General features: G+C 37.3%; 16 protein-coding genes. 3 read left to right on the top strand and 13 right to left on the bottom strand.

From position 1 onward, the window contains the following. Window positions 1-36: 36 nt before the first annotated feature. The 4 genes from OPU68_RS10610 to OPU68_RS10595 form a co-directional block, all read right to left on the bottom strand. Window positions 37-609, bottom strand: coding sequence for a Maf family nucleotide pyrophosphatase (locus OPU68_RS10610; RefSeq protein WP_498473957.1), 573 nt, complete (start codon window positions 607-609; stop codon window positions 37-39). A gap of 10 nt (window positions 610-619) precedes the next feature. Beyond that, entirely contained in the window at window positions 620-1,141 is a 522-nt protein-coding gene (locus OPU68_RS10605) for a KdsC family phosphatase (RefSeq protein WP_498473956.1), read from the bottom strand. Between the two features lie 73 nt (window positions 1,142-1,214). Continuing rightward, window positions 1,215-2,120, bottom strand: a complete 906-nt coding sequence (locus OPU68_RS10600) for a GLPGLI family protein (protein WP_498473955.1) — start codon at window positions 2,118-2,120, stop codon at window positions 1,215-1,217. A gap of 89 nt (window positions 2,121-2,209) precedes the next feature. Beyond that, window positions 2,210-4,936 (bottom strand): hypothetical protein, encoded by a 2,727-nt coding sequence (locus tag OPU68_RS10595; protein WP_498473954.1) that lies wholly within the window; start codon window positions 4,934-4,936, stop codon window positions 2,210-2,212. 231 nt (window positions 4,937-5,167) lie between these two features. Here OPU68_RS10595 and OPU68_RS10590 point away from each other — a divergent pair, with 231 nt between their 5' ends. Further along, window positions 5,168-6,049: a cupin-like domain-containing protein gene (locus OPU68_RS10590; RefSeq protein ID WP_498473953.1), complete on the top strand. Its 882-nt coding sequence runs from the start codon at window positions 5,168-5,170 to the stop codon at window positions 6,047-6,049. A gap of 102 nt (window positions 6,050-6,151) precedes the next feature. Here OPU68_RS10590 and gdhA read toward each other — a convergent pair whose 3' ends face one another. From gdhA to OPU68_RS10575, 3 genes are all read right to left on the bottom strand, one after another. Continuing rightward, window positions 6,152-7,510, bottom strand: a complete 1,359-nt coding sequence (gdhA, locus tag OPU68_RS10585) for an NADP-specific glutamate dehydrogenase (RefSeq protein ID WP_498473952.1) — start codon at window positions 7,508-7,510, stop codon at window positions 6,152-6,154. A 183-nt stretch (window positions 7,511-7,693) separates the two neighbouring features. Beyond that, window positions 7,694-8,800: a DNA-processing protein DprA gene (dprA, locus tag OPU68_RS10580; protein WP_498473951.1), complete on the bottom strand. Its 1,107-nt coding sequence runs from the start codon at window positions 8,798-8,800 to the stop codon at window positions 7,694-7,696. Window positions 8,801-8,830: 30 nt separating this feature from the next. Further along, on the bottom strand, window positions 8,831-9,604 hold the full coding sequence (locus OPU68_RS10575) for a rhomboid family intramembrane serine protease (protein ID WP_498474174.1): 774 nt from the start codon (window positions 9,602-9,604) through the stop codon (window positions 8,831-8,833). Window positions 9,605-9,747: 143 nt separating this feature from the next. Here OPU68_RS10575 and OPU68_RS10570 point away from each other — a divergent pair, with 143 nt between their 5' ends. Then, on the top strand, window positions 9,748-10,857 hold the full coding sequence (locus OPU68_RS10570) for a DUF3078 domain-containing protein (RefSeq protein WP_498473950.1): 1,110 nt from the start codon (window positions 9,748-9,750) through the stop codon (window positions 10,855-10,857). Window positions 10,858-10,879: 22 nt separating this feature from the next. Then, window positions 10,880-11,785, top strand: coding sequence for a DUF3078 domain-containing protein (locus OPU68_RS10565; protein ID WP_498474173.1), 906 nt, complete (start codon window positions 10,880-10,882; stop codon window positions 11,783-11,785). 36 nt (window positions 11,786-11,821) lie between these two features. Here the strand turns inward: OPU68_RS10565 and msrA are convergent, their stop codons facing one another. From msrA to secA, 6 genes are all read right to left on the bottom strand, one after another. Further along, window positions 11,822-12,475 carry a peptide-methionine (S)-S-oxide reductase MsrA gene (gene msrA, locus OPU68_RS10560; protein ID WP_498473949.1) on the bottom strand — a complete coding sequence of 218 codons (654 nt, stop codon included), beginning with the start codon at window positions 12,473-12,475 and terminating at the stop codon, window positions 11,822-11,824. 92 nt (window positions 12,476-12,567) lie between these two features. Continuing rightward, window positions 12,568-13,539 carry an ROK family protein gene (locus OPU68_RS10555; RefSeq protein ID WP_498473948.1) on the bottom strand — a complete coding sequence of 324 codons (972 nt, stop codon included), beginning with the start codon at window positions 13,537-13,539 and terminating at the stop codon, window positions 12,568-12,570. Between the two features lie 75 nt (window positions 13,540-13,614). After that, complete coding sequence (locus OPU68_RS10550) at window positions 13,615-16,197, bottom strand: TonB-dependent receptor (RefSeq protein WP_498473947.1); 2,583 nt, start codon at window positions 16,195-16,197, stop codon at window positions 13,615-13,617. 110 nt (window positions 16,198-16,307) lie between these two features. Then, a complete protein-coding gene (locus OPU68_RS10545) occupies window positions 16,308-17,513 on the bottom strand; it encodes a PepSY-associated TM helix domain-containing protein (protein WP_498473946.1) in 1,206 nt (401 codons plus the stop codon). A 42-nt stretch (window positions 17,514-17,555) separates the two neighbouring features. Beyond that, a complete protein-coding gene (locus tag OPU68_RS10540) occupies window positions 17,556-19,703 on the bottom strand; it encodes a TonB-dependent siderophore receptor (protein ID WP_498473945.1) in 2,148 nt (715 codons plus the stop codon). A 143-nt stretch (window positions 19,704-19,846) separates the two neighbouring features. Beyond that, entirely contained in the window at window positions 19,847-22,918 is a 3,072-nt protein-coding gene (secA, locus tag OPU68_RS10535; RefSeq protein ID WP_498473944.1) for a preprotein translocase subunit SecA, read from the bottom strand. Window positions 22,919-22,946: the final 28 nt, after the last annotated feature.

Here is a 22,946-nt window from a genome sequence, read left to right as displayed (position 1 = left end):
AATTTTTGCAAGGAAAATTATCTAAAGAATTGAGTTTTAAAAATTCTCCGGAAAGCAGTTCAGTTTTTTGAGTTCTTCGTAGACGAGATCTACAGGAAAACCCATCACCGCATAGAAAGATCCCGAGATGTTTTTGATCTTTGCCATTCCCAGCCATTCCTGGATTCCGTAAGATCCGGCCTTGTCAAAAGGTTTATAATGATTGATGTAAAACTTGATTTCATCATCGCTTATTTCAGAAAACTCAACATCTGTTTTGCTTGTTTTGCTGATCTCGTTATCAATGGTTTTGATTGTAAAAGCGGTGTAAACCTGATGTTTTTTTCCGGAAAGATTTTTCAGCATCTCAAAAGCTCCTTCTTCATTTTTTGGTTTAAGGAGAATTTTTTGATTTAACGCCACGATGGTATCCGAAGTCAAAAGAATTTCATCTGAATTGACTTTGAAAGCCGAAGCCTTTTTATTGGAAACATATTCCGCAATATTTTCTGGTAATAAATGTGAAGGATAAGATTCATCAACATCGATTGATACAGTTTCGAATTGATAGCCAAGCTGAGACAATAATTCTTTTCGCCTGGGTGATTGGGAAGCTAGTAATAATTTCATTTTCGGATTTCTAGGCTGATTTTGTTTCTTCGTCCAGATTCCATTTTCCCTGTACTTTCATCACTTGTTCTATAACATCTCGGACTGCACCTTTCCCACCAAAAACCGGAGAAATATAATCTGAAATTGCTTTCACTTCCGGAACGGCGTTGGCAGGGCAAGCAGAAATCTCCGCCAGTTTCATAATTCCGATATCTGGAATATCGTCGCCCATCATTAATATTTCAGAATTTTTCAAATTATACTTCGATTTAAAATCTTCATAGTCAGAAATCTTGTGCGAAGATTTTGCATAATAATCTTTGATTCCCAAATATTCCATTCTGTTTTGTACCATTGGATCGTTTCCGCCTGTGATGATTCCGATTTTATAGCCTTGTTTGATGGATTGAACCACAGCATAGCCATCTAAGACGCTCATCACACGGCTCATATTTTTGTCGGGCAAAAGATAAACGCTGCCATCTGTGAAAACGCCGTCCACATCGAACACAAACGCTTTTATATTTTTAAGTTTAGGTAAATAACTCATTGTAGTTGATTGAATTTTTGCATAAAAAAGTCCTCCAAATAGAGGACTATAAAAATATGGATTATTAATTAATCTAAGGATAAAGCGCAGGTTCTATTTTGTTGCTATTCTGTTTGATGAGGTCTTTTTGGAATTTCTCCATATTTCTCAGCATTTCTGCAGGATCTGTCATTTCTTTTCCGTTGATATTCAATTTCATCTTCACGCCTGGTCTGGATAGGTTTTGTCTCATATCTTTCACCGGATCGTTTTTATATTCTTTCCACTGCTTGATAAACTGTTCTTCAGAAACCTCCAGTTCTTTTCCGCCTGCCATATTTCCAAACCTCACAACTCTTCCGCCCGGAGCTGTTGATTCAATATCTTTTTTCTCAATTTTTTCGATCTCATCAAATTTTTTGCTCCCGGCAAACTTGAGAATGTGCGTTCCTGTGGAATCCTCCATTTCCAAAATCAAACCTGGCAATCCGTGAAATTTATACGGACCATCCTGAAAAGGAAAATCCTGCGAGAACCAAGCTGTCCATATTCTTCCGCCAAAATCCAGAGTCGCTTTCTGAACATCGAACTTGTCAATCTTTTTTTTATCCGGAAGGATTTTCCAATCCATCTTTTTTGCATCAGAAACATTGAAACGATTTGGGCCAATTGCAGTGTGCAGATTGACTTTGAAATCCGGATAAGATTTGCTGACGGAATATTCTACCTTTCCGGCACTGTTATCATTATAGGTGAAATTGGTTGCGCCGGAAGCCAATTGTTTTTGGATATAAGCGTCGCGGATAGAATCGCTGTAGAACTTCTGCCGGCTGTAGAATTTGCTGCCGTCTTTCTTAATATCTAAGTACATTAATTCCGTATTTGCAGAATCTTTTTTCTCCAGATCTGATACAAATTTGTACTCATACATTATCCTTGTTCCCTGAGCCAATGAAAGTAAACTCAAACAAGTCATCATAAATAAAAATGTTTTTTTCATAACTAAGTTTTTAGTGATTTAAAATTAAAAAAAATAAAAAGGCAGACAAAAATTTATGCTACCTTTTTTGGTATAATTAAAATAGTGTGTTACTTGAAATTGAATTTTACAGTGAACATAAACTGGCTCGGACGGATGTTGTAACTCTGCGTCTGTGTGTATCCTCTGGTAATATCCACATTTACGATTTCGTAAACTTTTCTGTTTGTAATATTCAGCCACTTCAATTCGAAATCGATTTTTCTCTTAACCCAAGTGTACTGGTAAGAAATGTCGTAGAATGGATTCTTATAAGTGTTGCCTTGGGTAGAAGTGACGCTGTTGTCCCAGTTGAAACCAAAAGTATGATTCTCGGAAGGATAGATGTAAGCCGCAAGATTGTGATTCCAGCCGGAGTTTTTCTGAGAGTTTGAACTTGTCACGTTTTTGTTATTGCTCCAGTTCATACTGATATTGTAATCCACGCTTAACCAACTGAAATAAGCGTTGTTAAACTTCGCTGCCCAAGTCTGGATATTGTTTTTACTTTCGATGAAATTGCCGTTGAAGAAACTGAAAGAATTAGAATCTGTATTGGTAAAACTTGTCGAGATATTACTTTTGAATTTTGGTAAATATTTTCCAATCTCAGCACTTTCACTTTGAGATTTTGTCGAATTTTCCACCGCTACAATTCCAATTGTTCCACCGATTCCGCCCGCTGTATCAAATGTTTCCGCAATATTCCTTTTCAAAGTTCCGTAGTTGTATCGTACGTTAAAGAAAAGATTATTTAGCGGATTTCTGTATTCCAAACGTGTTCCGATATTTCTGCTGAGATAATCCGGCATTTGAGAATCTGTCAAATCAGTTACATATCTTCTTGATAGATTTCCTGCGGAAGTCAACAAATCTCCGCCATACAGAAATCCGAAATTCCCAAAATCATAACTCTGATTGGCAAAAACCCAATACTTGAAGAACGATGCAAAGTCATAGCTTGCAAAGAATGTAGGTTCGAAAGCAGTTTTCGTCTTGTCAGTCAATTGGTTGTAAAGATTATCCTGATATTTGATGCTGTAGAAATTTATCGGAACTGTTAAATTAATATTCAATCTGTCAGATTTATAATTGAAAGCCACTTGCGTGTAAGGTGTCAACTCGTTCCAATCAATATTATTCTGAGAACGGTTATTGACAGTGTAATACGTTCCGCCAGCTGATCCGGTTAACAGTGATTTCAGATTATTAAAGTTCATGTTAAGACCAATCTCGGGAATAATTGTCAACTTTTTGAAAGTAAATCCAACCGAAGCGGAATGGTTAATTTCCATCGTCTCAGAAAGTGTTTGTTGTCTGTAAGTGTCAAAAACATTGGATGTATTCAAATTTGTAAAGAAATTGGTATAACTCGCAGGATTTACACTCATCGTCTGCTTGTCTCTTTGATATTTGAAATAACTCATCACATTGATCAGCTTATCTTTCCAGGGAATGATGGTACTCAATGAGTTCTGAAAACTTCCCGAAGGTGATTCCAAAGATTGGTTTCCAAAAATATATGGTGAAGCATCAACGTTTGTATCTAATTCAGAAAAACCACGATTGGCGTTCCAGAATCCGTTCCATGTTGTTGTATTTTTAAAGAAACCTTTCTTAGCATTTTTAGTGAAAATTAATTCTGCTTTTGCAGCATTAGTGTAGAAATCATTGCTTCTGGATTGCTCTAAAGTTCTTCCAGCAAGTGTTCCATTGATTTCATTATCATCATAAACCGTTTTGGTGTGAGAATCTCTTTCTACATCGTTATTTGTATAACTCACATTCGCTTTCAGTTCCCATTCTTTGTTCTTGAAAGGGCTTGTCAAGAGGTTAGCTGAGAAGAAGTGTACATTATTGAGCAAATATCTTTTTTCAGGAACATCTGGCGTTCCGGCAGTTTCTACATTGGTCCAGGATTTTTGTGAAGTCTGAGATCTTCTGCCTTCCCAGCGGCTTCCAAAACTCAATAAATTGCCTTCTTTTTCAACACTTTCTCCGTTGTTATTGGCTTTGTAATTCACAACCCATTGGTTTTTCTGTCCGAAGAACATCGGCGTCAGTTTCACATTCCAAAGTAATGGACTGAATCCTGCGCCAACTTCGCCACGACCGGTCATCGTCACAGATTTTTTAAGTTTAATATTAAGTGCTGCCTGATCGGAAGGAACTTTATCTCTCAAAATACTTACAGGCTGGTGGTTTTCCAGAACTTCTACTTTGGAAACAGCGTCTTTCGGGAGTGAGTTGTTTATGGTTCCATAACCGCCTTCCATCAGGTCTTTTCCGTTGACATAGAATTTGTTAATTGCTTCGCCCTGATATAGAACTGTTCCATCTTTATTCACTTCGATTCCCGGAATTTTCTTCAAAACATCGGCAAGCGTTCGATCATTTTTATTTTCAAAAGATTTGAGATCGTAAGAAATGGTGTCTCCTTTTTTGGTAATTAATTTGGTTTTTAATCTTACTTCCTGGATTTCAGTTGCCTGAGAATCCAAAGAAAAATTAAGTTTCTGATCATCATTTTTGATGGATTGCGTAATTGGTTTTTGATTGAAAGCCTTGATTTTCAAATCCAGATTGCTTTCCGCAGAGGTAAAACTTACCTTATATTCTCCTTTTGCATTGGAAATCCCATAAGCAAGTATGGCGTTTTTCCCAGGTTCTTCAATGGTTACACTTGCGCTTGCAAGCGCTTTTCCGTCGGCATCAGTTATTATTCCCGTCACGGTTTTTTGTGCAAAAACGATTAAAGAAAAAGCAAGTACGAAAAAGAAAGATAGAAGTTTTTTCATAGTTTTAAATGTATCACTAAAGTATTAGTAAAAGGAACTTGTAAAATGTTACAAACTTTTTGTTGGAGTTCATAAAAAGATGAAAGTTAAATCTCTGATATTCTTTAATTGATAATGATTCGATGAATAAATTATAATTATTCATTTATAACATCATATTCGATTATTTAAAATAATTATAGATAATGAAGACTAAAATTTAATAAATTTGTTTCTTAATATTAGATTAACATGGGAGTTATTTTAAAACCGATTGATATTGTAGATGATATAAGCAAGGAAGATTTTTACGAAAAGTATCTGAAACCGCGCAAACCTGTTGTCATCAAAAATATGGCGAAGAATTGGCCAGCCTACAAAAAATGGACAATGGACTACATCAAAGAAGTGGTGGGAGACGTGACGGTTCCTTTGTACGACAGTGCCAAAGCTGATCCTGCGGCGCCTATCAATACGCCAACTACGGAGATGAAATTCGCTGATTATATCGATCTCATCCAAAGGGAGCCTACAGATCTCAGGATTTTCTTCTTCGATCCAATAAAACATGCACCAGATATTCTGAAAGATTACATCCCTCCAAAAGAATTGATGGGTGGTTTTCTGGACAAATATCCAAGTATGTTTTTCGGTGGAGAAAGTTCTGTGACTTTTTTACATTTTGATATCGATCTTGCTCATATTTTCCACACGCATTTCAACGGAAGAAAACATGTTTTGCTTTTCGAACAAAAATGGAAAGATCGTTTGTACTGTCTTCCATACGCGACTTATGCTTTGGAGGATTTTGACATAGAGCATCCGGATTTTGAAAAATTCCCTGCCTTAGACGGCGTTCAGGGCATCGAATGTTTTCTGGAGCACGGCGATACACTTTTCATGCCGACCGGCTGGTGGCACTGGATGAAATATCTTGATGGGAGTTTTTCATTGTCTCTGCGAGCTTGGGACAAAAGTTGGGGTGTGAAAGTTAATTCGCTTTGGAATCTTACGGTTCAGAGAGGTTTTGATAATTTTATGAAAACCAAATTCAAAGGACAATACATGAACTGGAAAGAGAAGAAAGCAATCGAACGTGCAAATTACGCTTTGAAGAGAGGTTTACCGAAGTAATATTATTCCTAAATAAAACAAAAAGCAGCTAAATAATTTAGCTGCTTTTTTATGATGAAAGTTTAGATTCTAATTTCTAAAATCTAACTTCTAGAATCTTAATTAAACTACACCTTGAGCCAACATTGCTTCAGCCACTTTTACGAAGCCAGCGATATTCGCACCTTTCACGTAGTTGACATAACCATCTTCTTCTTTTCCATAATCTCTACAAGCTTTGTGGATGCCGATCATAATTTCTTTCAGTCTTGCATCTACTTCTTCAGAAGTCCAGTTTAGTCTGATGGAGTTCTGTGTCATTTCCAAACCTGAAGTGGCAACACCACCAGCGTTGGACGCTTTTCCTGGAGAGAACAACACTTTATTATCAAGGAAATAATTGATTGCATCCAGTGTCGAAGGCATATTTGCTGCTTCAGTTACACATAGACAACCGTTTGCCACCAAAACTTTTGCATCCTCCAGATCCAACTCATTTTGAGTCGCAGAAGGGAACGCAATATCGCATTTTACTTCCCAAGGTCTTTTCCCTGCGAAGAATTGTGCTTCCGGATATTTTACAGCATAATCTTCAGCTCTGTTATTTCCAGTTGCTCTCAATTCTAACAAATATTCGATTTTTTCTCCTGAGATCCCGTCTTTATCGTAGATGTAACCGTCTGGACCAGAAATAGTCACGACTTTACCACCAAGATCATTGATTTTTTTGATAACGCCCCAAGCCACATTTCCAAATCCTGAAACCACAACTGTTTTCCCAGCGATTGTCTCATTAATGGTTTTCAACATTTGCTCAGCGAAGTAAACAACGCCATAACCAGTTGCTTCCGGACGGATTAATGATCCACCATAAGCCAAGCCTTTACCAGTCAAAACTCCGGTAAATTCGTTTCTGATTTTTTTGTACATTCCGAAAAGATATCCGATTTCTCTTGCGCCAACACCAATATCTCCGGCAGGAACGTCCGTTTCAGGACCGATGTGTTTGCAAAGTTCCATCATAAATGCCTGACAGAAACGCATCACTTCCATATCCGATTTTCCTTGTGGGTCAAAATCAGAACCTCCTTTTCCACCGCCCATTGGCAAAGTTGTAAGTGAGTTTTTGAAAGTTTGCTCAAATGCCAAGAATTTTAAAACACTAAGATTTACGGTTGGATGGAATCTGATACCCCCTTTGTAAGGACCAATTGCAGAATTCATTTGGATTCTGAAGCCTCTGTTTACCTGGATCTCGCCTTTGTCATCTATCCACGGCACGCGGAAAATGATCACTCTTTCCGGCTCAGCCATTCTCTCCAGAAGTTTCATTCCGGTATATTCTTTTTTCGTAGCAATGAAAGGAATTACGGTGACCGCAACTTCTTTTACAGCTTGGATAAATTCGGGTTCGTTAGGATTTTTGGCTTCGATCTTCGCCATAAATTCCTGAATCTTTTCTTCAACGTTAAATAATTCCATTGTTCTACAATTATGACAACAAATTTAAATTCTTTTTCGAATTTCGCAAGTAATATTTTGATTTTTATTGATAATTCATTTATATCAATTAACTTTTTTGCATAATGTATAATTACGTCTTTTGTATTAAGGATTGTTTAATTTAATATTAAATTAATTCAAATTTCCGAAATGTATGTTTTCCTAACTTAACTGATATAGTCGTCCGGAAAGACATTTGATATAGCCGTATAACTCAAGATCAAGAAGAATGGGCAACATTTTGTGATGAAGAATGCCCGACTTTTCTGCTAATATGTCCAGAGAAATATTTTTATTATCCGTAATGATTTCCAGTATTTTATGATGTTCTTTTTTATCAGGATCCATCTCAATTCTGGTTTCTTCTTTCGGAAATAATTCTGGTTGAGGTGTTAAATTCAGATTTTTGACGAGCGTTTTTATATCGACAATAGTTTCAGCTTTGTTATTCGCTATCAAATGATTACAGCCTTGGCTATAGACATCAGTAATTTTCCCTGGCAATGCGAAAACATCTCTGTTATATTGATTGGCCGCCGTAACCGTAGTCACAGATCCACCACCATAAGCCGTTTCTACCACGATCAAATGTGGCGAAAATCCCGCAATGATTCTGTTACGTTGCAGGAAATTCTCTTTTGCCATGCCTTCATACGAAGCATATTCCGTGATAAGTGCCCCGTTGTTTTCGATGATTTTCTTAGCTAGATTTTTGTTGGAAGCAGGATAGATTTTGTCCAGACTTTGCGCTAAAACAGCCACTGTTGGAATGTCATTTTTAAGTGATTCTTCGTGAACACAGGAATCTGCACCCAAAGCCAGTCCGCTGATAGTACATACATTTGAGGAGGATAATTCGGAAGTCAACTCCTGAATAAAGTGCTTGCCGTAAGCAGTCATTTTTCTCGTCCCAACGATGCTTACAGGATTCAGGTCGTTATTCAAAATACCTTTGTAAAATAAAATAACCGGCGAATCATCACAGTTCAGAAGATGTTTTGGATAGAGATTTTCTTCCTGAGAAATGATTTTGATCTCATGCTTTTCGCAGAATTTCAGTTCTTTTTCAGCGGATTTCAGAAATTCTTTATTTCCAATATTCTGAATGCTGCTTTTCCCGATTCCGGATACGGAGATTAACGATTTTGGCGAAGATTCCCAAACTTTTTTAGCTGATCCTATACTGCTGATCAGTTTTTTCAGGTTGATATTGCCAATGTTTTTGCACTGTTTTAAGGCTAGAATGTAGAGATGTTCTTCAGAATTCATACGGTCATTTGTGTATGACCAATTTAGAAATTATTTTTCATTTTTCCGGATCTCATCCAGATATTGCCAGATATTTTCCTGTTTGAACTGAGGTAATTCTTCAAAATCTTCCGGATGATTCTGGATATATTCCTGCCACAATTTATCGTCTCTTTCGTTGTAATACTCAGGATATTCCCAGATGTATCTTATTTTTTTTTCACCTTGTTTTCTAAAAATTAGTGCCAGAATAATTCCCGTGATACTTCCTGCAAGATGAGACTGCCAGCTGATTTTGCTTGGCTCCTGTAAATTGGAGAAAAACTCTTCCGGGAAAATTCCCCATATCAGACTTCCGTAATATAATGCAACGACCAAGGAAACCGTTAACAATTTCATATTCCATCGGAAGACACCACTGAAAAAAATGAAGAATGCCAACATATAAACCAATCCGCTAGCGCCGATGATACAGCTGTAATTCCATTGTCCGGTGATAATATCAATTGGCGGCAGCATCCAAACCAACAATCCTGACGCAATCCAACCAATCAAAAAAATCTTAAAGGCAATCTTCGGATAAAACTCAAACAACAAGAAAAGAAGAATTGCTATCGGCAATGAGTTTCCAAGGATGTGATCCAGACTGCCGTGCAGCAAGGGCGCAAATATAATTCCGCTCAAGCCCTGAGGCACAAGTGGGATAATGGCACCATAGCAGCCTCCGAAAAATCCAAGATTCTGAAGCAGGAAAAAGCCCCACATCAATGCCAGCATGACGATGGGAACAAAAAATGATCTTAAATGAAAGGTTTTCAAAAACATGGATTTGAGAATCGCAATTTTACAGCCATTTTGAAGAAAAGGTAATTTTGTCCTCAAAAAAGAAGTGAATATTTGAGAATTTGGTTATAAAGTCCGTTTTTTAAAAATTAAGTTTTATTATTTTTGTTGAAAATTTGTTATTAATGAAAAAGGTATTGGTGTTTTTTGCGGTTGTAATGGTCTTTTTTTCTAAAGCTCAAATTACTGATTATCAGAAATTGATTGACTCGATTGCTCAAAGAAGATGGGATTCTACGGCCATTGATATTGATAGCTTGTCCAATCCAAAAATCGTTGATATCAGATCATTAAAGAAAGATTCTGTACAGCTTTCCAATAATACCATCATTGTTTCCAATACGGAAGATACGAGCCCGCTTACGCCTTCATCAATCCTTAATTTACCGATACTGAAACGTTGGTTTTTCTTTGGCCAGAACAGCTTAGTTTTTAATCAATCATCGTTTGCGAATTGGTATGCGGGAGGAAATAACAATATTGGCGTGATCGGAAAGGTAAATTATAATATTGTCTATAAAAAAAACAGACACTATCTTGATAATAATATCCAGCTAGGTTACGGATTTGTGTCTTCCACCGGACAATCTACCAGAAAGACAGATGATTACATTAATATTATGACGAATTATGGTTATGAATTAGCACAACATTATTATTTATCTACAGGTTTTCAGTTTTTGTCACAGTTTACGCCAGGATTTAATTATGCCAATACGCCAGATCCGTTGTTTGATGATCGGATTTCTAAATTTATGGCACCTGGTTATCTGAATGTGGGTCTTGGTTTTTCCTACAATCCCAATGATAATTTTCAGGTGATTTTGCGCCCGTTGAATGGCAAATTTACCTTTGTTCTTGATGACAAACTTCAAATGAAAGGATTGTATGGTTTGGAAAGAGATGGCCAATCTATGCGAGCGGAGCTTGGTGCAATGCTGAATATTCTTTACAAAATCAAGATTTATAAAGACATTACCTATGTGAATCAGGTCAACTTCTTCAGCAATTATCTGGAGCATACGGAAAGAGTAGATATCAATTACAGCGGCGCTTTGAATCTGAAATTCAACAAATATATTTCTGGTGTTGTGACGATCGATATGATTTATGATCACGATCAAATCAAAAGACTACAGAGAAAACAGACTTTAGGATTTGGGATTACTTATAATCTCGGCTATAAAGTGGACAGAGATACAACAACTGGTGTCATAAAACCTTTTGTAAATTAACCAACTTAAATAATGCACAATGATGAAAAAAACAATTATTTTAGGAAGCCTCCTTGCGGCTTTCAGTACTTTTGCGCAGGACAAACCTGCTCAGGATTCCATAAAAGCATGGTCTGTTGTGGGACAAAATACGCTAATGCTCAACCAATCAGCATTCTCCAATTGGGTTGCCGGCGGCGCCAATAATCTTGGCTGGCAAGCAGGTGTGAACTACAATCTGACTTACGAAAAAGATAAGGATCTTTGGGAGAACATTGTCATTCTGGGTTACGGAATGAATAACACGCAAGGCGTTGGGAACAGAAAAACGCAGGACGTCATTAATATTTCTACCAACTATGGTCGTAAGATTTCAGGAGATTGGTACGCATCTGTTGGTGCAGGATTGATTTCTCAGTTTGCGCCGGGATATGCAGATGGGAACAATCCCGAAGCAAAAAAAATCTCTAACTTTATGTCACCGGGTTATGTGAATGTTGGTGCGGGTTTTACTTATAAACCCAGTGATAATTTCACAATGACTTTGAGGCCTGCAAATGCGAGATTCACTTTTGTGATGGATAAGGATTTGCAATGGGCCGGCAATTATGGTTTGAAAAGCGATGGCGATTCTATGCTTTTCCAATTTGGATTCCTGGTAACTGCTCAATACAAAGTGAAGCTGATGGAAAATATTACGTTGCAGAATAATGCTTCAGTTTTCTCAAATTATCTGGATCATCCCGAGAGATTGGTGCTTTCATACGCCGGAATTCTTAATTTGAAAGTTAATAGATATATCTCTACAAATGTCACTTTAGATCTTTTGTATGATCACAATCAGATCAAGAAAACCCAGCTGAAGCAAACTCTGGGAATTGGTTTTGCTTATAATGTTGATAATGGAAGAAAAAGATCTGAAGACAAGCGCAACCAAGCGTGGAAATAAAGATTAACAAATTATTCTAAAATAAAAAAGTGGAGCTTATTGCTCCACTTTTTCTTGTAACCAACCCAATTCCCCAAAATGTTTTTTGAATTTTTGGATCTTTGGTCCGACTACAGCACTACAATAAGGCTGGTTTGGATTGGCGTTGTAATATCCTTGGTGGTAAGCTTCCGCTGACCAGAATTTTTTGAAAGGAACAATTTCTGTTACATATTTTCCGTTCCATTCTCCTTTTGCTTCAGACTCTTTCATAGACTCTTCTGCTTCCTGCTTTTGTTTGTCGGAATGATAAAAAATTGCAGATCTGTACTGTGTTCCAATATCGTTTCCTTGTCTGTTTAGCGTTGTAGGATTATGAAGAAACCAGAATACTTCCAATAATTGTTTGAAAGAAATAACTTTCGGGTCAAATGCGATTTCTACCACTTCCGCGTGACCGGTTGTGCCTGTAGAAACTTCTTCGTAAGTAGGATTATCTTTCTTACCTCCTGAGTATCCAGAAGTTACAGATTCTACACCCTTCAGCATATGGAAACAACTCTCCACACACCAAAAACATCCGCCTGCCAATGTGGCATATTCCAAATTGTTTTTATCCATTTTTTGATTTGTTAAAGGTTTTGATTTTTTCTCCTGTCCATTACAGTTGACTAGGAAAAAGCTTAAGAATATTAATAAATAACGTTTCATTTTGCGCAAGAAAAATCCTTTGATTTTCCTCCATCTTAATAGCAAATATTATTCCTATTAAAATGATGCATCAAAGGATTTCTCTATAACAATTATTTATTTTCCCAGACCAAGGCACTTGCGCCAAGAATAGCTGCATCCGCTTCGTCTAATTCACTGAAAACCAATTTTACTTTTGATCTGAAAATTGGCAACAGGTTTCTTTCCATATGTAATTTGGTAGGTTTCAATAAGAAATCTCCTGCTTTTATCACACCTCCGAATAATAATATTGCTTCTGGAGAAGAGAACATTACGAAGTTTGCTAATGCTTCTCCTAATTTCTGTCCTGTATAACGGAAAACTTCTATTGCTGTAGGGTCGCCAGCTTTCGCACATTCGTGTACGGTTTTAGAATTGATGGTTTCTTCAGGATATTGATTCAGCATAGAATCCGGAAACTCAGCACGGAATTTTTTTGCAGTAATAGCAATTCCGGTAGCAGAAGCATAAGCTTCAAGGCTTCCTTCAGAACCTGTGCTCCAGTGTTTTCTTCCGCCGGGTTTTACAACTGTATGTCCCAATTCTCCGGCAAATCCATCGTGACCGTAGATCAGGCTTCCGCTGGCTACGATTCCGCTTCCTACGCCTGTTCCTAGTGTGATCATAATGAAATCCTTCATTCCTCTTGCTGCTCCAAACATCATTTCTCCAAGTGCAGCAGCATTGGCATCATTGGTCATTTTGCAGGGAACGCCAAATTTTTCTGTCATCAATTTGGCAAACGGAACCACTCCTTTCCATGGAAGGTTTGGTGCCAATTCTATGGTTCCGGTGTAGTAATTTGCATTGGGGGCACCAACGCCGATTCCGTCCAAAGTTGTGTTGGTGGAAACCTCATCAATCAAAGGTTTTATGTTGACATACAAAGCTTCGATAAAATCTTCTACCTGCCTGTATTCTTCAGTTTTTATACTTCCTTTTGCGAGGATCTCTCCACGGTGGTTTACCAAACCGAATTTGGTGTTGGTTCCGCCAATATCTATACCTATGGCGATTTGTCGTGATAAATCAATTAATGACATCGATTGAATTTTTAAGACCCCTAATTTAGAAAAAAGGAATTTAATATGAATTAAATATTTGGTTAATTTTAAAAATTAGAAATTATATTTTATTGTGACGCCATAAGTTCTCGGATCGCCTAAAACTGCAGCATAATGTCCGGCATTTCCAGCTCCCGGAAGCAATTGCTCAAAATAATCGCGGTTGAAAATATTTCTTACCCAAATATAAGTGGTGACACCTTGTCTCACTCGGAATCCGAATCTGGAATTAAATAAAGCGTAACCCGGAATATTCAAGAACTGAGACGGCGTAGGACTTGATGAAAAAGTCGAACGGTAATAACTGTCCAAAGCAAAGAAATAATCACCATTGTAATTAAGGAATTTTCCTGAAAAATTAATTTCGCCTCCTGTAGAACCTGCCCATTTTGAAACACCCGGCAAAACGCCTCCGGAAATATCCACGAAAGTTGGTCCACCCGTATTTTCTAATGCTGGCGGCGCATTGGTGAATTTTTTATAAATCGCTTCTGTGTAAGCCTGATTTGAATAGAAATATAAATTGCTGAAGGTATAAGAAAGATCAGTTTCAATGCCGCGAACTCTAACTTTTTCTGCATTGGCAAGATAGCCTCTATTGATCTGAAGATCAGTCGCCTGAACCTGAACCTGATAATCTTTGATGCTTGAATTATAAACAGTTAAATTAAAAATGAAATTTTTAAATGGCTGAGATTTTAAACCCAGTTCATAATGTAAAATTCGTTCCGGCTTTACAACTGCAAGTTCTGTCATTGCTGTTCCGTCTGGATTCGTTGGAAGTCCGCCAAGATTAAGTCCGACTGGTTTGAATCCCGTTGAAAATGTTCCGAAAAGATTGTAATTTTTTGTTGGTTTAAAAGCTAAAGTCAGTTGTCCGGAAAAGTTGGTGTCATCAATTGATGCATTGAATTCCTGATTGCTGTAAACGGAATTCTTCAAAGCGATCAAAGCCGGATCATTGGTTTGCAAACCACCGTAAGTGATTCTTTTGAAATCAATCTCTTTCTTATCATAATTGATACGTATTCCGGGAAGCAAACTTAATTTATCAGTAAAACTCCAATCCAACTGACCGTAAGCTGCACCACTGAAGGAATTAAGACTTGGATAAGATTTGATGCCATAACCTTCCAATAATCCAGGCGTTTTCCACTGGTTAATGACAGCCTGATTCGTTGATGCAAGAGAAAACCGCCATTGATCTTTTCCGGCTTCTTCAATTTGTCCGTTTTCGTCGGCTCTTAATCTTTGCCAAATTCCGAATACGCCAAAAACACCGCTTAGATTTTCGTTAAAGTTTCCTGACCAGCGGATTTCCTGACTCCATTGCTGATGCTTGCTGGGTGCCTGTGATTTTGCCAAAGCCGAAAGTCCTGTAAAATCTCTGTCATTTGATGGATTCCAGTTCCAGAAACGCCACGCTGAGGTGGAGACAATCTTTCCTTTTCCTAAAGTATATTCTGCATTTAATGATAATCCGCCCATATCTTGCTCAGCTTTCCAAGGCGTGTCTGTATCGACAGTTCTGTTGAAAGGATCGATTGCTGGAAGTGTATATCCGAGGTCGGAAATAATATTATTGAATTGTCTGTAAGCTGCTCTTTTTGTGGTTACAACGCCAGCAATTACCTGAGCATAACCATTTGCTCTTAATCTGTTGTAATCTCCGGTTAATATGAATTTCAGATTTTCATTCGGTTTGTATAATAACTGATCTCTGATTGCGATAGAATTAATATCATTAAGCTCCTGATTGGTTCTGGAATTATAAATTGTTCCGTCCCGATGCGTTCCTGACGCTGAAAAACGATTGGCAAATTTATCTGAAATAGCTCCGGTTACCGAAGTCTTTGCCTGAATGAAACCATAATTCCCGTAACTGATTTCAGCCGTTCCGCCGGTTGTGAAACTTGGCTGTTTCGTAGTCACATTGAAAGTTCCGGCCGTTGTATTTTTTCCAAATAGAGTTCCTTGTGGTCCACGTAAAACCTCGATTCTTTCAATATCTACAAAGTCTAAAGTTGTAGCTGCGGGTCTGGAATAGTAAACGCCATCGACATAGAAACCAACGCCGGGATCCAAACCGTCATTCGTCAAACCAAAAGTAGAACCCAAACCTCGAATGCTGAGGCTCGTATTTCTGGGAGTTGAACTGTAAAACTGAACCGAAGGGACTAATTCTTTTAATCGATTAACATTGAAGGCGCCAGTTTCTTCAGCTTTTTTTCCGGAAATCACATTGATTGGAATGGGAACTTGTTGTGCGGTTTCTTCACGGCGTCTTGCTGTTACGATGACTTCTGTGATTTCAACGTCTTTTGGCAGAAGTTTTATGAATAAAGTGTCTGTAGGATTTTCTTTGATTAAATAAGATCTGGTCTCGAAACCATTTTTCTGAATTTTAAAATCGAAAGGGAAATCATTAATATTAGTTAAGGTGAAATTTCCATTTTGATCGGTTTGTACAGATAAATTTTTGTCAGACTTCGAAGTGATCTTTACGGAACTGATTGATTTATTATTAATGCTATCCAAAATTTTCCCATAGACAGAATTTTGTGCGAAGGAATGGATGAATGTAAAAGTAAAAAAAAGGAATGTCCACTTTTTTACGAAGTAAGAATTTCTGCTCATAGTTTGTTAAAAATAAGGAGCAAAAGTAAAAAATAAATAATTCATACCAAAATAGTATGAATTAAAATTTATATAAAACCTGAATGATTAAATTCAGGTTTTTTTATCAATTATTTTATCTGTGTTTTCTTTCTTCTTCCCCACCAGATCATAAATCCGGTGATTGGCATTGAGGCAATTATTAAACTAACAATAAATGCAATGATCTTTGTTGGCAAACCTAAAATCGCTCCGACGTGGATATCATAATTGGCAGCAACCGTTTTTTCTCCAAAATTTTTGTCCTTTGGATCGTGTGTGTGAAGAAGTTCTCCAGAATTCTCATCAAAGATCAAACTGCTGCTTTTGTGATATGAGTAAGACAAATGTTTTACGTAAACTTCGAAATTTGGATGCTCGTGATCATCGATGTGCGGATGTCCAAGGTCCAGACTGAAACCGTAAGCTGTAGGATAAAGCTCTTTCACTTTGTCCGAAATTTTGTCCAAAGTTTTGTCGGTTCTCATCTCAATCGGTGCTTTGGTCGTGATCTTTGAAAAGTCCGGATAAGCCGTTTCGCCTCCGGAAAAAGTATAATAGATCATCGCCTGAACCACAAAAAATGCGTAAAACAATCCTGTGATTGTAAGAATCAAAGCAAAAATAGATGAGTAAAACCCGAGGACATTATGAAGATCATAGTTCTTTCGTTTCCACCGTGTGGTATCTTTCCATTGGAATTTGAAGCGTTGTTTTCTGGCAGATTTATTCTTCGGCCACCAAAGAATAATTCCGGAGATAAGCATTAATAAGAAAATAATAACCGGAATCCCAACAACATAAGTTCCCCAATCTTGTTTCAAAAGAAAACTCCAGTGGATGGATTTTACAATGGCAAAGAATCCGTTTTTCTCATCATAAACTTTCAGTACTTTTCCAGTATAAGGATTAACGTAAGCTAATTTATAAATCGGAAATTCATCAAAATAATTCCATTGATCCGGCTGATGCTCATACCAGTAGAACTGATAGGACATTGTTTTATCAATCGGGACATTCACCCAGTGGATCGGATATTTTTCTTTGGTCTGCTCATTTACCAATTTTTCCATCACACGGATCGGAAGAATTTGTTTTTGATCAATATTCTGCTCGTGGTGGTAGATGTATTCTTTTCTGGAAAAATTTTCTACCTCATCCTTGAAAACGAACAATGCGCCAGTAATCGCAATAATAAAAATCAGCGTACCAATGGACAAGCCAAACCACAAATGCAGTTTGGCTGACCAAGTTTTAAAGAAACCAGGTTTCTTCTTATGATGGTGTTTTTTCCTCATAAATCTTGAAAAAGCTAAGCGGCAAACTTAGGTTTTTTATTTTTAGAATTTGTAATTTAAGCTTAAAGACAAAGTTCTAAGTCTTTGTGGTGTAACTGTAGACCATCCAGAGAAATATTTCTTGTTGGCAATGTTGTCCAGTTTCAAAATGATGCTGTATTTATCTTCTGTATAAGAAAGTGAAGAGTTCATGATGATGTAACTTGGAAGTGGGAAAGCACCAATGTTACCTCTGTTCAGCGTATAAAATCTGCTGGCAGAATTCCCTCCAAAACCAAGTCCGAAGTTTTTAAGAACTCCTTGCTGTATTTTGTAAGTTCCCCAGAAGTTGATTAGATTTTTAGGACCTGAATCTTCTGTTCTGTTTCCAGGATATCCTTCGTCGCCTTTTACAACATTACTGTCGTTGTAGCTGTATCCAGCAATTAAGTTCATCCCAGGAATTGGACTTCCCAAAACACTTACCTCAAAACCTTTGCTGTCTACTTCTCCACCTTGATTTACATTTATGCCATTACCCATCACTTTGTTTTTTACATTGATATTGTAATAACTTGCAGTAATTGAGAATTTGTCGCCAGCTAAATTTGCTTTTGTACCAACTTCCCATTGATTGGCGTGTTCAGGATCAAAATAGCGAAGTTCACTGCTCAAAACATTTCCGAGATCATCAGTAATTTGAATTGTCGAAGGATCAACATTTCGGAAACCATTCATATAGTTACCAAAAATCGAAACTTTGTCTTGAATTGGCTGATACACCAAACCTAATTTGGGGGAAAGTGTAGTTTTTTCTTTTGAGTTATCTGTAGCGTAAGCGGTTGCCATTCCGGTAAAATGATCTAATCGAAGGCTTAACATTGCTGATAGATTTGGAAGAATATTTACAACATCTGATACGTAAGCACTGTAAATTTTTGCTTCAGCATGACCAATTTCCTGTCCAGCAAATTCTCCAGCTGCCACTATGGCGTTATCAACAGATCCCTTAGTTAAAAAAGCGGCTTTTGTATCAGTCTGGTTTACGATATCTACAACCCCATAACTGATCCAACCAGTTCCTCCCTGTACGAAATCTCTTTGAAAATAATCGAAACCAACAAGTAATTTATTTTTAATATTTCCAAAATTGAAATTTCCCACAAAGTTTTGCTGAATTCCAGTAGTATTTGTCTCACCTCCTACATTGGCAATATATCTTGTAAAGTCTTTTCCGTTTGATTGATCGTATAGATAATGATAGTAACCATCTGTTTTAGTATTACTTTTTGAAAGGATTGTTTTTGATATCCAATTATCAGAAATTTTGTAATCCGCCACTGCTTGAAGATTGAAACTAGAGTTATTCATTGTTAAATCATCATTGGTGTATGATTTCTTATAATTTTCTTTGAAAACGCCAATAGAATAATATGTTAGCGGAAGATTTCTGTTTAAGAAAATCATCGGTGCGTTTGCCGACTCAGAATTTTTAAACTCTGAGTTTATATTAAAAGTCAATCTGTCATTCGCAACAAACTTCACAGATGGAGCGAGGTAGAAAGATTCGCTAAAACCAGCGTCTTGAAAAGTATTGTTTTTCTGATAAGCTGTATTCACTCTAGCAAAAAGGTTTTTGCTAAGTGGCGTATTCACATCGGCTGTTATTCTATTCAATCCATAGCTTCCGTTCACATAATTAACTTCACCACCAAAATGATTGTAAGGCTTTTTTGTTACAACGTTTATCATACCGCCATAAGAAATTACACTTCCGCCATACAAAGTTCCGGAAGGTCCCTTTATTGCTTCGATGATTTCAATACCTGCAGGATCTAAAGTTCCGTTAGCTAAGCTAGGCATTCCGTTTACCAAAGTTGGCTGAAGAGAAAAGCCTCGCATTGTGTAATATTCTCCACCATCATTCCCTCTACCTGTAGATTCCCAAAGTCGCGTAATACCAGTTACATTTTTAAGAGCATCATTGAAGTTGGTAACAACCTGTTCTTTTAGAACATTTTTATTAACAGTATTATAAACCTGAGGATTTTCAATATCTTTAAGAGGCATTTTGTTTGCAGATTCTATATTTTTAGTAATATAACCGTTAACAATAACTTCCTCAATATTATTTGACTTTATTGTATCGTTCTCTTGAGCATAAGCCAACGTGGAAACCAAAACCACAGCACTTACAATTACTTTCTTCATTGTTATAAATAATTTTTGCAAAGTTATTATTTTTACTTATTCTAAATTAGCAAACTTTATGATTTTTATCATTTTATTTAGAATTAATATAAACAGAAAACCCGTTGAATATCAACGGGTTTTCTATTTATATTGCAATCTCCTTATGCAGGAATCTCACCTTTGTACAAGAAAGAGACGATTTCTTTATTCACTTTTTCTACCATTTCGCTGAAAAGGAAGAAAGATTCTTGCTTGTAAATTACCAATGGATCTTTCTGCTCATAAACTGCACCTTGGGAAGAACGACGAAGGTCATCCATCTCTCTCAGGTGTGTTTTCCAGTTTTCATCAATGATTGATAAAGAAATATTCTTTTCAAAATCTGTGATCAGCGATTCACATTTGGTTTCGTAAGCTTCTTTTAAGTCGGTGACGATCGTCATCGTCTTAGTTCCATCTGTGAAAGGAACCTGAATCATTTTGAACATTGATCCTTGGTTAAGGAAAACATTCTCAATAATTGGATAAGCATTTTCTTTCAGAAGATTCAATCTCAAATCATAATCTTCTTTTGCAGCTTTAAAAACCAAGTCTGTAAGCGCAGGAATCTGAGTGCTTGAGAATTCTGCTTCCGTTACAGGCGATTCCATTGTGAAATATTTAATGATATCGAATTCGAAATCTTTATAATTTCCGGTTGCTTTGTGCTGAGAAACAATTGCTGCAGCGGTGTCATAGATCATATTCACGATGTCATATTTCAGGTGATCTCCGAACAATGCGTTCTTTCTACGTTTGTAGATCACGTCCCGCTGTTTGTTCATTACATCATCATACTCCAACAATCTTTTTCTGACACCGAAGTTATTTTCCTCCACCTTCTTCTGCGCTCTTTCGATAGATTTGGAAATCATAGAGTGCTGAATCACTTCGCCATCTTTATGACCCATTCTGTCCATCATTTTCGCAATTCTTTCGGATCCGAACAGACGCATCAAGTTATCTTCCAAAGAAACATAGAACTGAGAACTTCCAGGATCTCCCTGACGACCTGCTCTACCTCTCAACTGTCTGTCAACACGACGCGAATCGTGTCTTTCTGTTCCAATGATCGCAAGACCACCGTTGGCTTTTACTTCGCCTTTCAGTTTGATATCTGTTCCTCTACCCGCCATATTGGTTGCAATAGTTACAACACCAGCGCCACCAGCTTCAGCTACGATTTCTGCTTCCTTCTTGTGAAGTTTCGCATTCAAAACATTGTGAGGGATTTTTCTTAATTGAAGGGCTCTTGACAATAATTGAGAAATCTCAACGGAAGTTGTACCAACCAGAATAGGTCTTCCAGCGGCAACTAATTTTTCGATCTCCTCAATTACTGCATTGTATTTTTCACGATTGGTTTTGAAAACCAAATCCTGTCTGTCATCTCTTTGGATTGGTCTGTTGGTAGGAATTACCACTACATCCAGTTTGTAAATCTGCCAGAATTCTCCAGCTTCTGTTTCCGCAGTTCCGGTCATTCCAGCCAGTTTGTTGTACATACGGAAGTAGTTCTGTAAAGTAACCGTCGCAAACGTTTGAGTTGCTGCTTCGATTTTTACATTTTCTTTCGCTTCAATTGCCTGGTGAAGTCCGTCGGAATAACGTCTTCCTTCCATAATACGGCCAGTTTGCTCGTCAACGATTTTCACTTCGCCGTCAATTACCACATATTCATCATCTTTTTCGAATAATGTATAAGCTTTAAGTAACTGATTTAAAGTGTGAATACGCTCAGATTTGATAGAGAAATCTCTGTATAATTCTTCTTTGGCAGCAAATTCTTCTTCTTTCGAAAGGTTTTTCTTCTCAAGTTCAGCGATCTCTGTTCCGATGTCCGTTAGTACAAAGAATTGTTGATCTTCATTACCAGCAGACATATATTCAACACCTTTATCGGTCAAATCAATTTGATTATTTTTCTCATCGATGACGAAATAAAGATCCTTATCTACGATCGGCATATCACGGTTGTTGTCTGCCATATACTGGCCTTCAACTTTTTGTAGCAATGCACGGTTTCCGCTTTCCGACAAGAATTTAATCAATTGTCTGTTTTTAGGAAGACCTCTGTAAGCCTGCAATAATTTGAAACCACCTTCTTTGGTTTTTCCAGCAGCAATTAGTTTTTTTCCTTCATTAAAAAGAACTGAAACTGTTTTTTTCTGAACTTCTACGATTCTGTCAACAGAAGGTTTTAGAACATCAAATTCCTGTCTGTCTCCTTGTGGAACCGGACCGGAAATAATCAATGGCGTTCTTGCATCATCTATCAAAACAGAATCTACCTCATCTACGATAGCAAAGTTTAATTCACCCTGAACTAATTCAGTTGGAGAAGTCACCATGTTATCTCTAAGATAATCAAAACCAAATTCGTTATTCGTTCCGTAAGTGATGCTTGCCTGATATGCTTTTCTTCTTGCGTCTGAGTTTGGCTGATGAAGATCGATACAGTCGATATTCAGTCCGTGGAATTCGTACAAAGGTCCCATCCAGGCGGAGTCACGTTTCGCCAGATAGTCATTCACCGTTACAACGTGAACACCACGACCAGGAAGTGCATTAAGATAGATTGGTAAAGTTCCAACAAGCGTTTTTCCTTCTCCCGTTGCCATCTCAGCAATTTTACCCTGATGAAGTACAACTCCACCGATAAACTGTGTGTCGTAATGAACCATATCCCAAACTACAGGTGTTCCTGCTGCATCCCAATGGTTTTTCCACACAGCAATATCGCCTTCCAGAGCCACAAAATCTTTTGTAGCTGCCAGTTCACGATCTCTGTCTGTAGCTGTTACGCGGATTTCTCCGTTTTGCGCCAAACGACGGGATGTTTCCTTTACCAAAGCAAATGCCTCCGGAAGAATTTCAGCCAATACTTTTTCTTCAACTTCGTAAGACTCTTTTTTGAGCGTTTCGATTTTGGTAAAAAGTGCTTCTTTTTCGTCAACATTGGTTGAGTCTTTTATCTGCTCTTTAGTTTCTTCGATTTGGGTTGTAAACTTAGCAGTTGCAGATTTTATTTTATCTTTAAATTCTGCAGTTTTATCTCTCAGTCCATCATCAGATAATGCTTGGATTCCAGATTCTACTGTTTTAATTTTTGCGACAACTTTTTTTACTTCTTTAAGATCTTTTGCATTTTTGTCTCCCAAAAAACTTTTAAGAACTGTATTTAAAAAACTCATTTATTCAGCTTTTGGCAACTAGCTTTTG

The organism is Chryseobacterium sp. TB1-D10 (genome assembly GCF_059803555.1).
Note: the sequence above shows the minus strand (reverse complement) of the source record. Positions and strands in the feature narration are given on the sequence as shown.

What these genes read in the sequence shown, in the direction of transcription:
- msrA (WP_498473949.1), bottom strand. Translation starts at nt 12,475, where the DNA reads ATGAAACGTTATTTATTAATATTCTTAAGCTTTTTCCTAGTCAACTGT.
- OPU68_RS10540 (WP_498473945.1), bottom strand. Translation starts at nt 19,703, where the DNA reads ATGAAGAAAGTAATTGTAAGTGCTGTGGTTTTGGTTTCCACGTTGGCT.
- OPU68_RS10545 (WP_498473946.1), bottom strand. Translation starts at nt 17,513, where the DNA reads ATGAGGAAAAAACACCATCATAAGAAGAAACCTGGTTTCTTTAAAACT.
- OPU68_RS10575 (WP_498474174.1), bottom strand. Translation starts at nt 9,604, where the DNA reads ATGTTTTTGAAAACCTTTCATTTAAGATCATTTTTTGTTCCCATCGTC.
- OPU68_RS10605 (WP_498473956.1), bottom strand. Translation starts at nt 1,141, where the DNA reads ATGAGTTATTTACCTAAACTTAAAAATATAAAAGCGTTTGTGTTCGAT.
- OPU68_RS10600 (WP_498473955.1), bottom strand. Translation starts at nt 2,120, where the DNA reads ATGAAAAAAACATTTTTATTTATGATGACTTGTTTGAGTTTACTTTCA.
- OPU68_RS10550 (WP_498473947.1), bottom strand. Translation starts at nt 16,197, where the DNA reads ATGAGCAGAAATTCTTACTTCGTAAAAAAGTGGACATTCCTTTTTTTT.
- OPU68_RS10570 (WP_498473950.1), top strand. Translation starts at nt 9,748, where the DNA reads ATGAAAAAGGTATTGGTGTTTTTTGCGGTTGTAATGGTCTTTTTTTCT.
- secA (WP_498473944.1), bottom strand. Translation starts at nt 22,918, where the DNA reads ATGAGTTTTTTAAATACAGTTCTTAAAAGTTTTTTGGGAGACAAAAAT.
- OPU68_RS10595 (WP_498473954.1), bottom strand. Translation starts at nt 4,936, where the DNA reads ATGAAAAAACTTCTATCTTTCTTTTTCGTACTTGCTTTTTCTTTAATC.
- OPU68_RS10555 (WP_498473948.1), bottom strand. Translation starts at nt 13,539, where the DNA reads ATGTCATTAATTGATTTATCACGACAAATCGCCATAGGTATAGATATT.
- OPU68_RS10565 (WP_498474173.1), top strand. Translation starts at nt 10,880, where the DNA reads ATGAAAAAAACAATTATTTTAGGAAGCCTCCTTGCGGCTTTCAGTACT.
- dprA (WP_498473951.1), bottom strand. Translation starts at nt 8,800, where the DNA reads ATGAATTCTGAAGAACATCTCTACATTCTAGCCTTAAAACAGTGCAAA.
- OPU68_RS10590 (WP_498473953.1), top strand. Translation starts at nt 5,168, where the DNA reads ATGGGAGTTATTTTAAAACCGATTGATATTGTAGATGATATAAGCAAG.
- OPU68_RS10610 (WP_498473957.1), bottom strand. Translation starts at nt 609, where the DNA reads ATGAAATTATTACTAGCTTCCCAATCACCCAGGCGAAAAGAATTATTG.
- gdhA (WP_498473952.1), bottom strand. Translation starts at nt 7,510, where the DNA reads ATGGAATTATTTAACGTTGAAGAAAAGATTCAGGAATTTATGGCGAAG.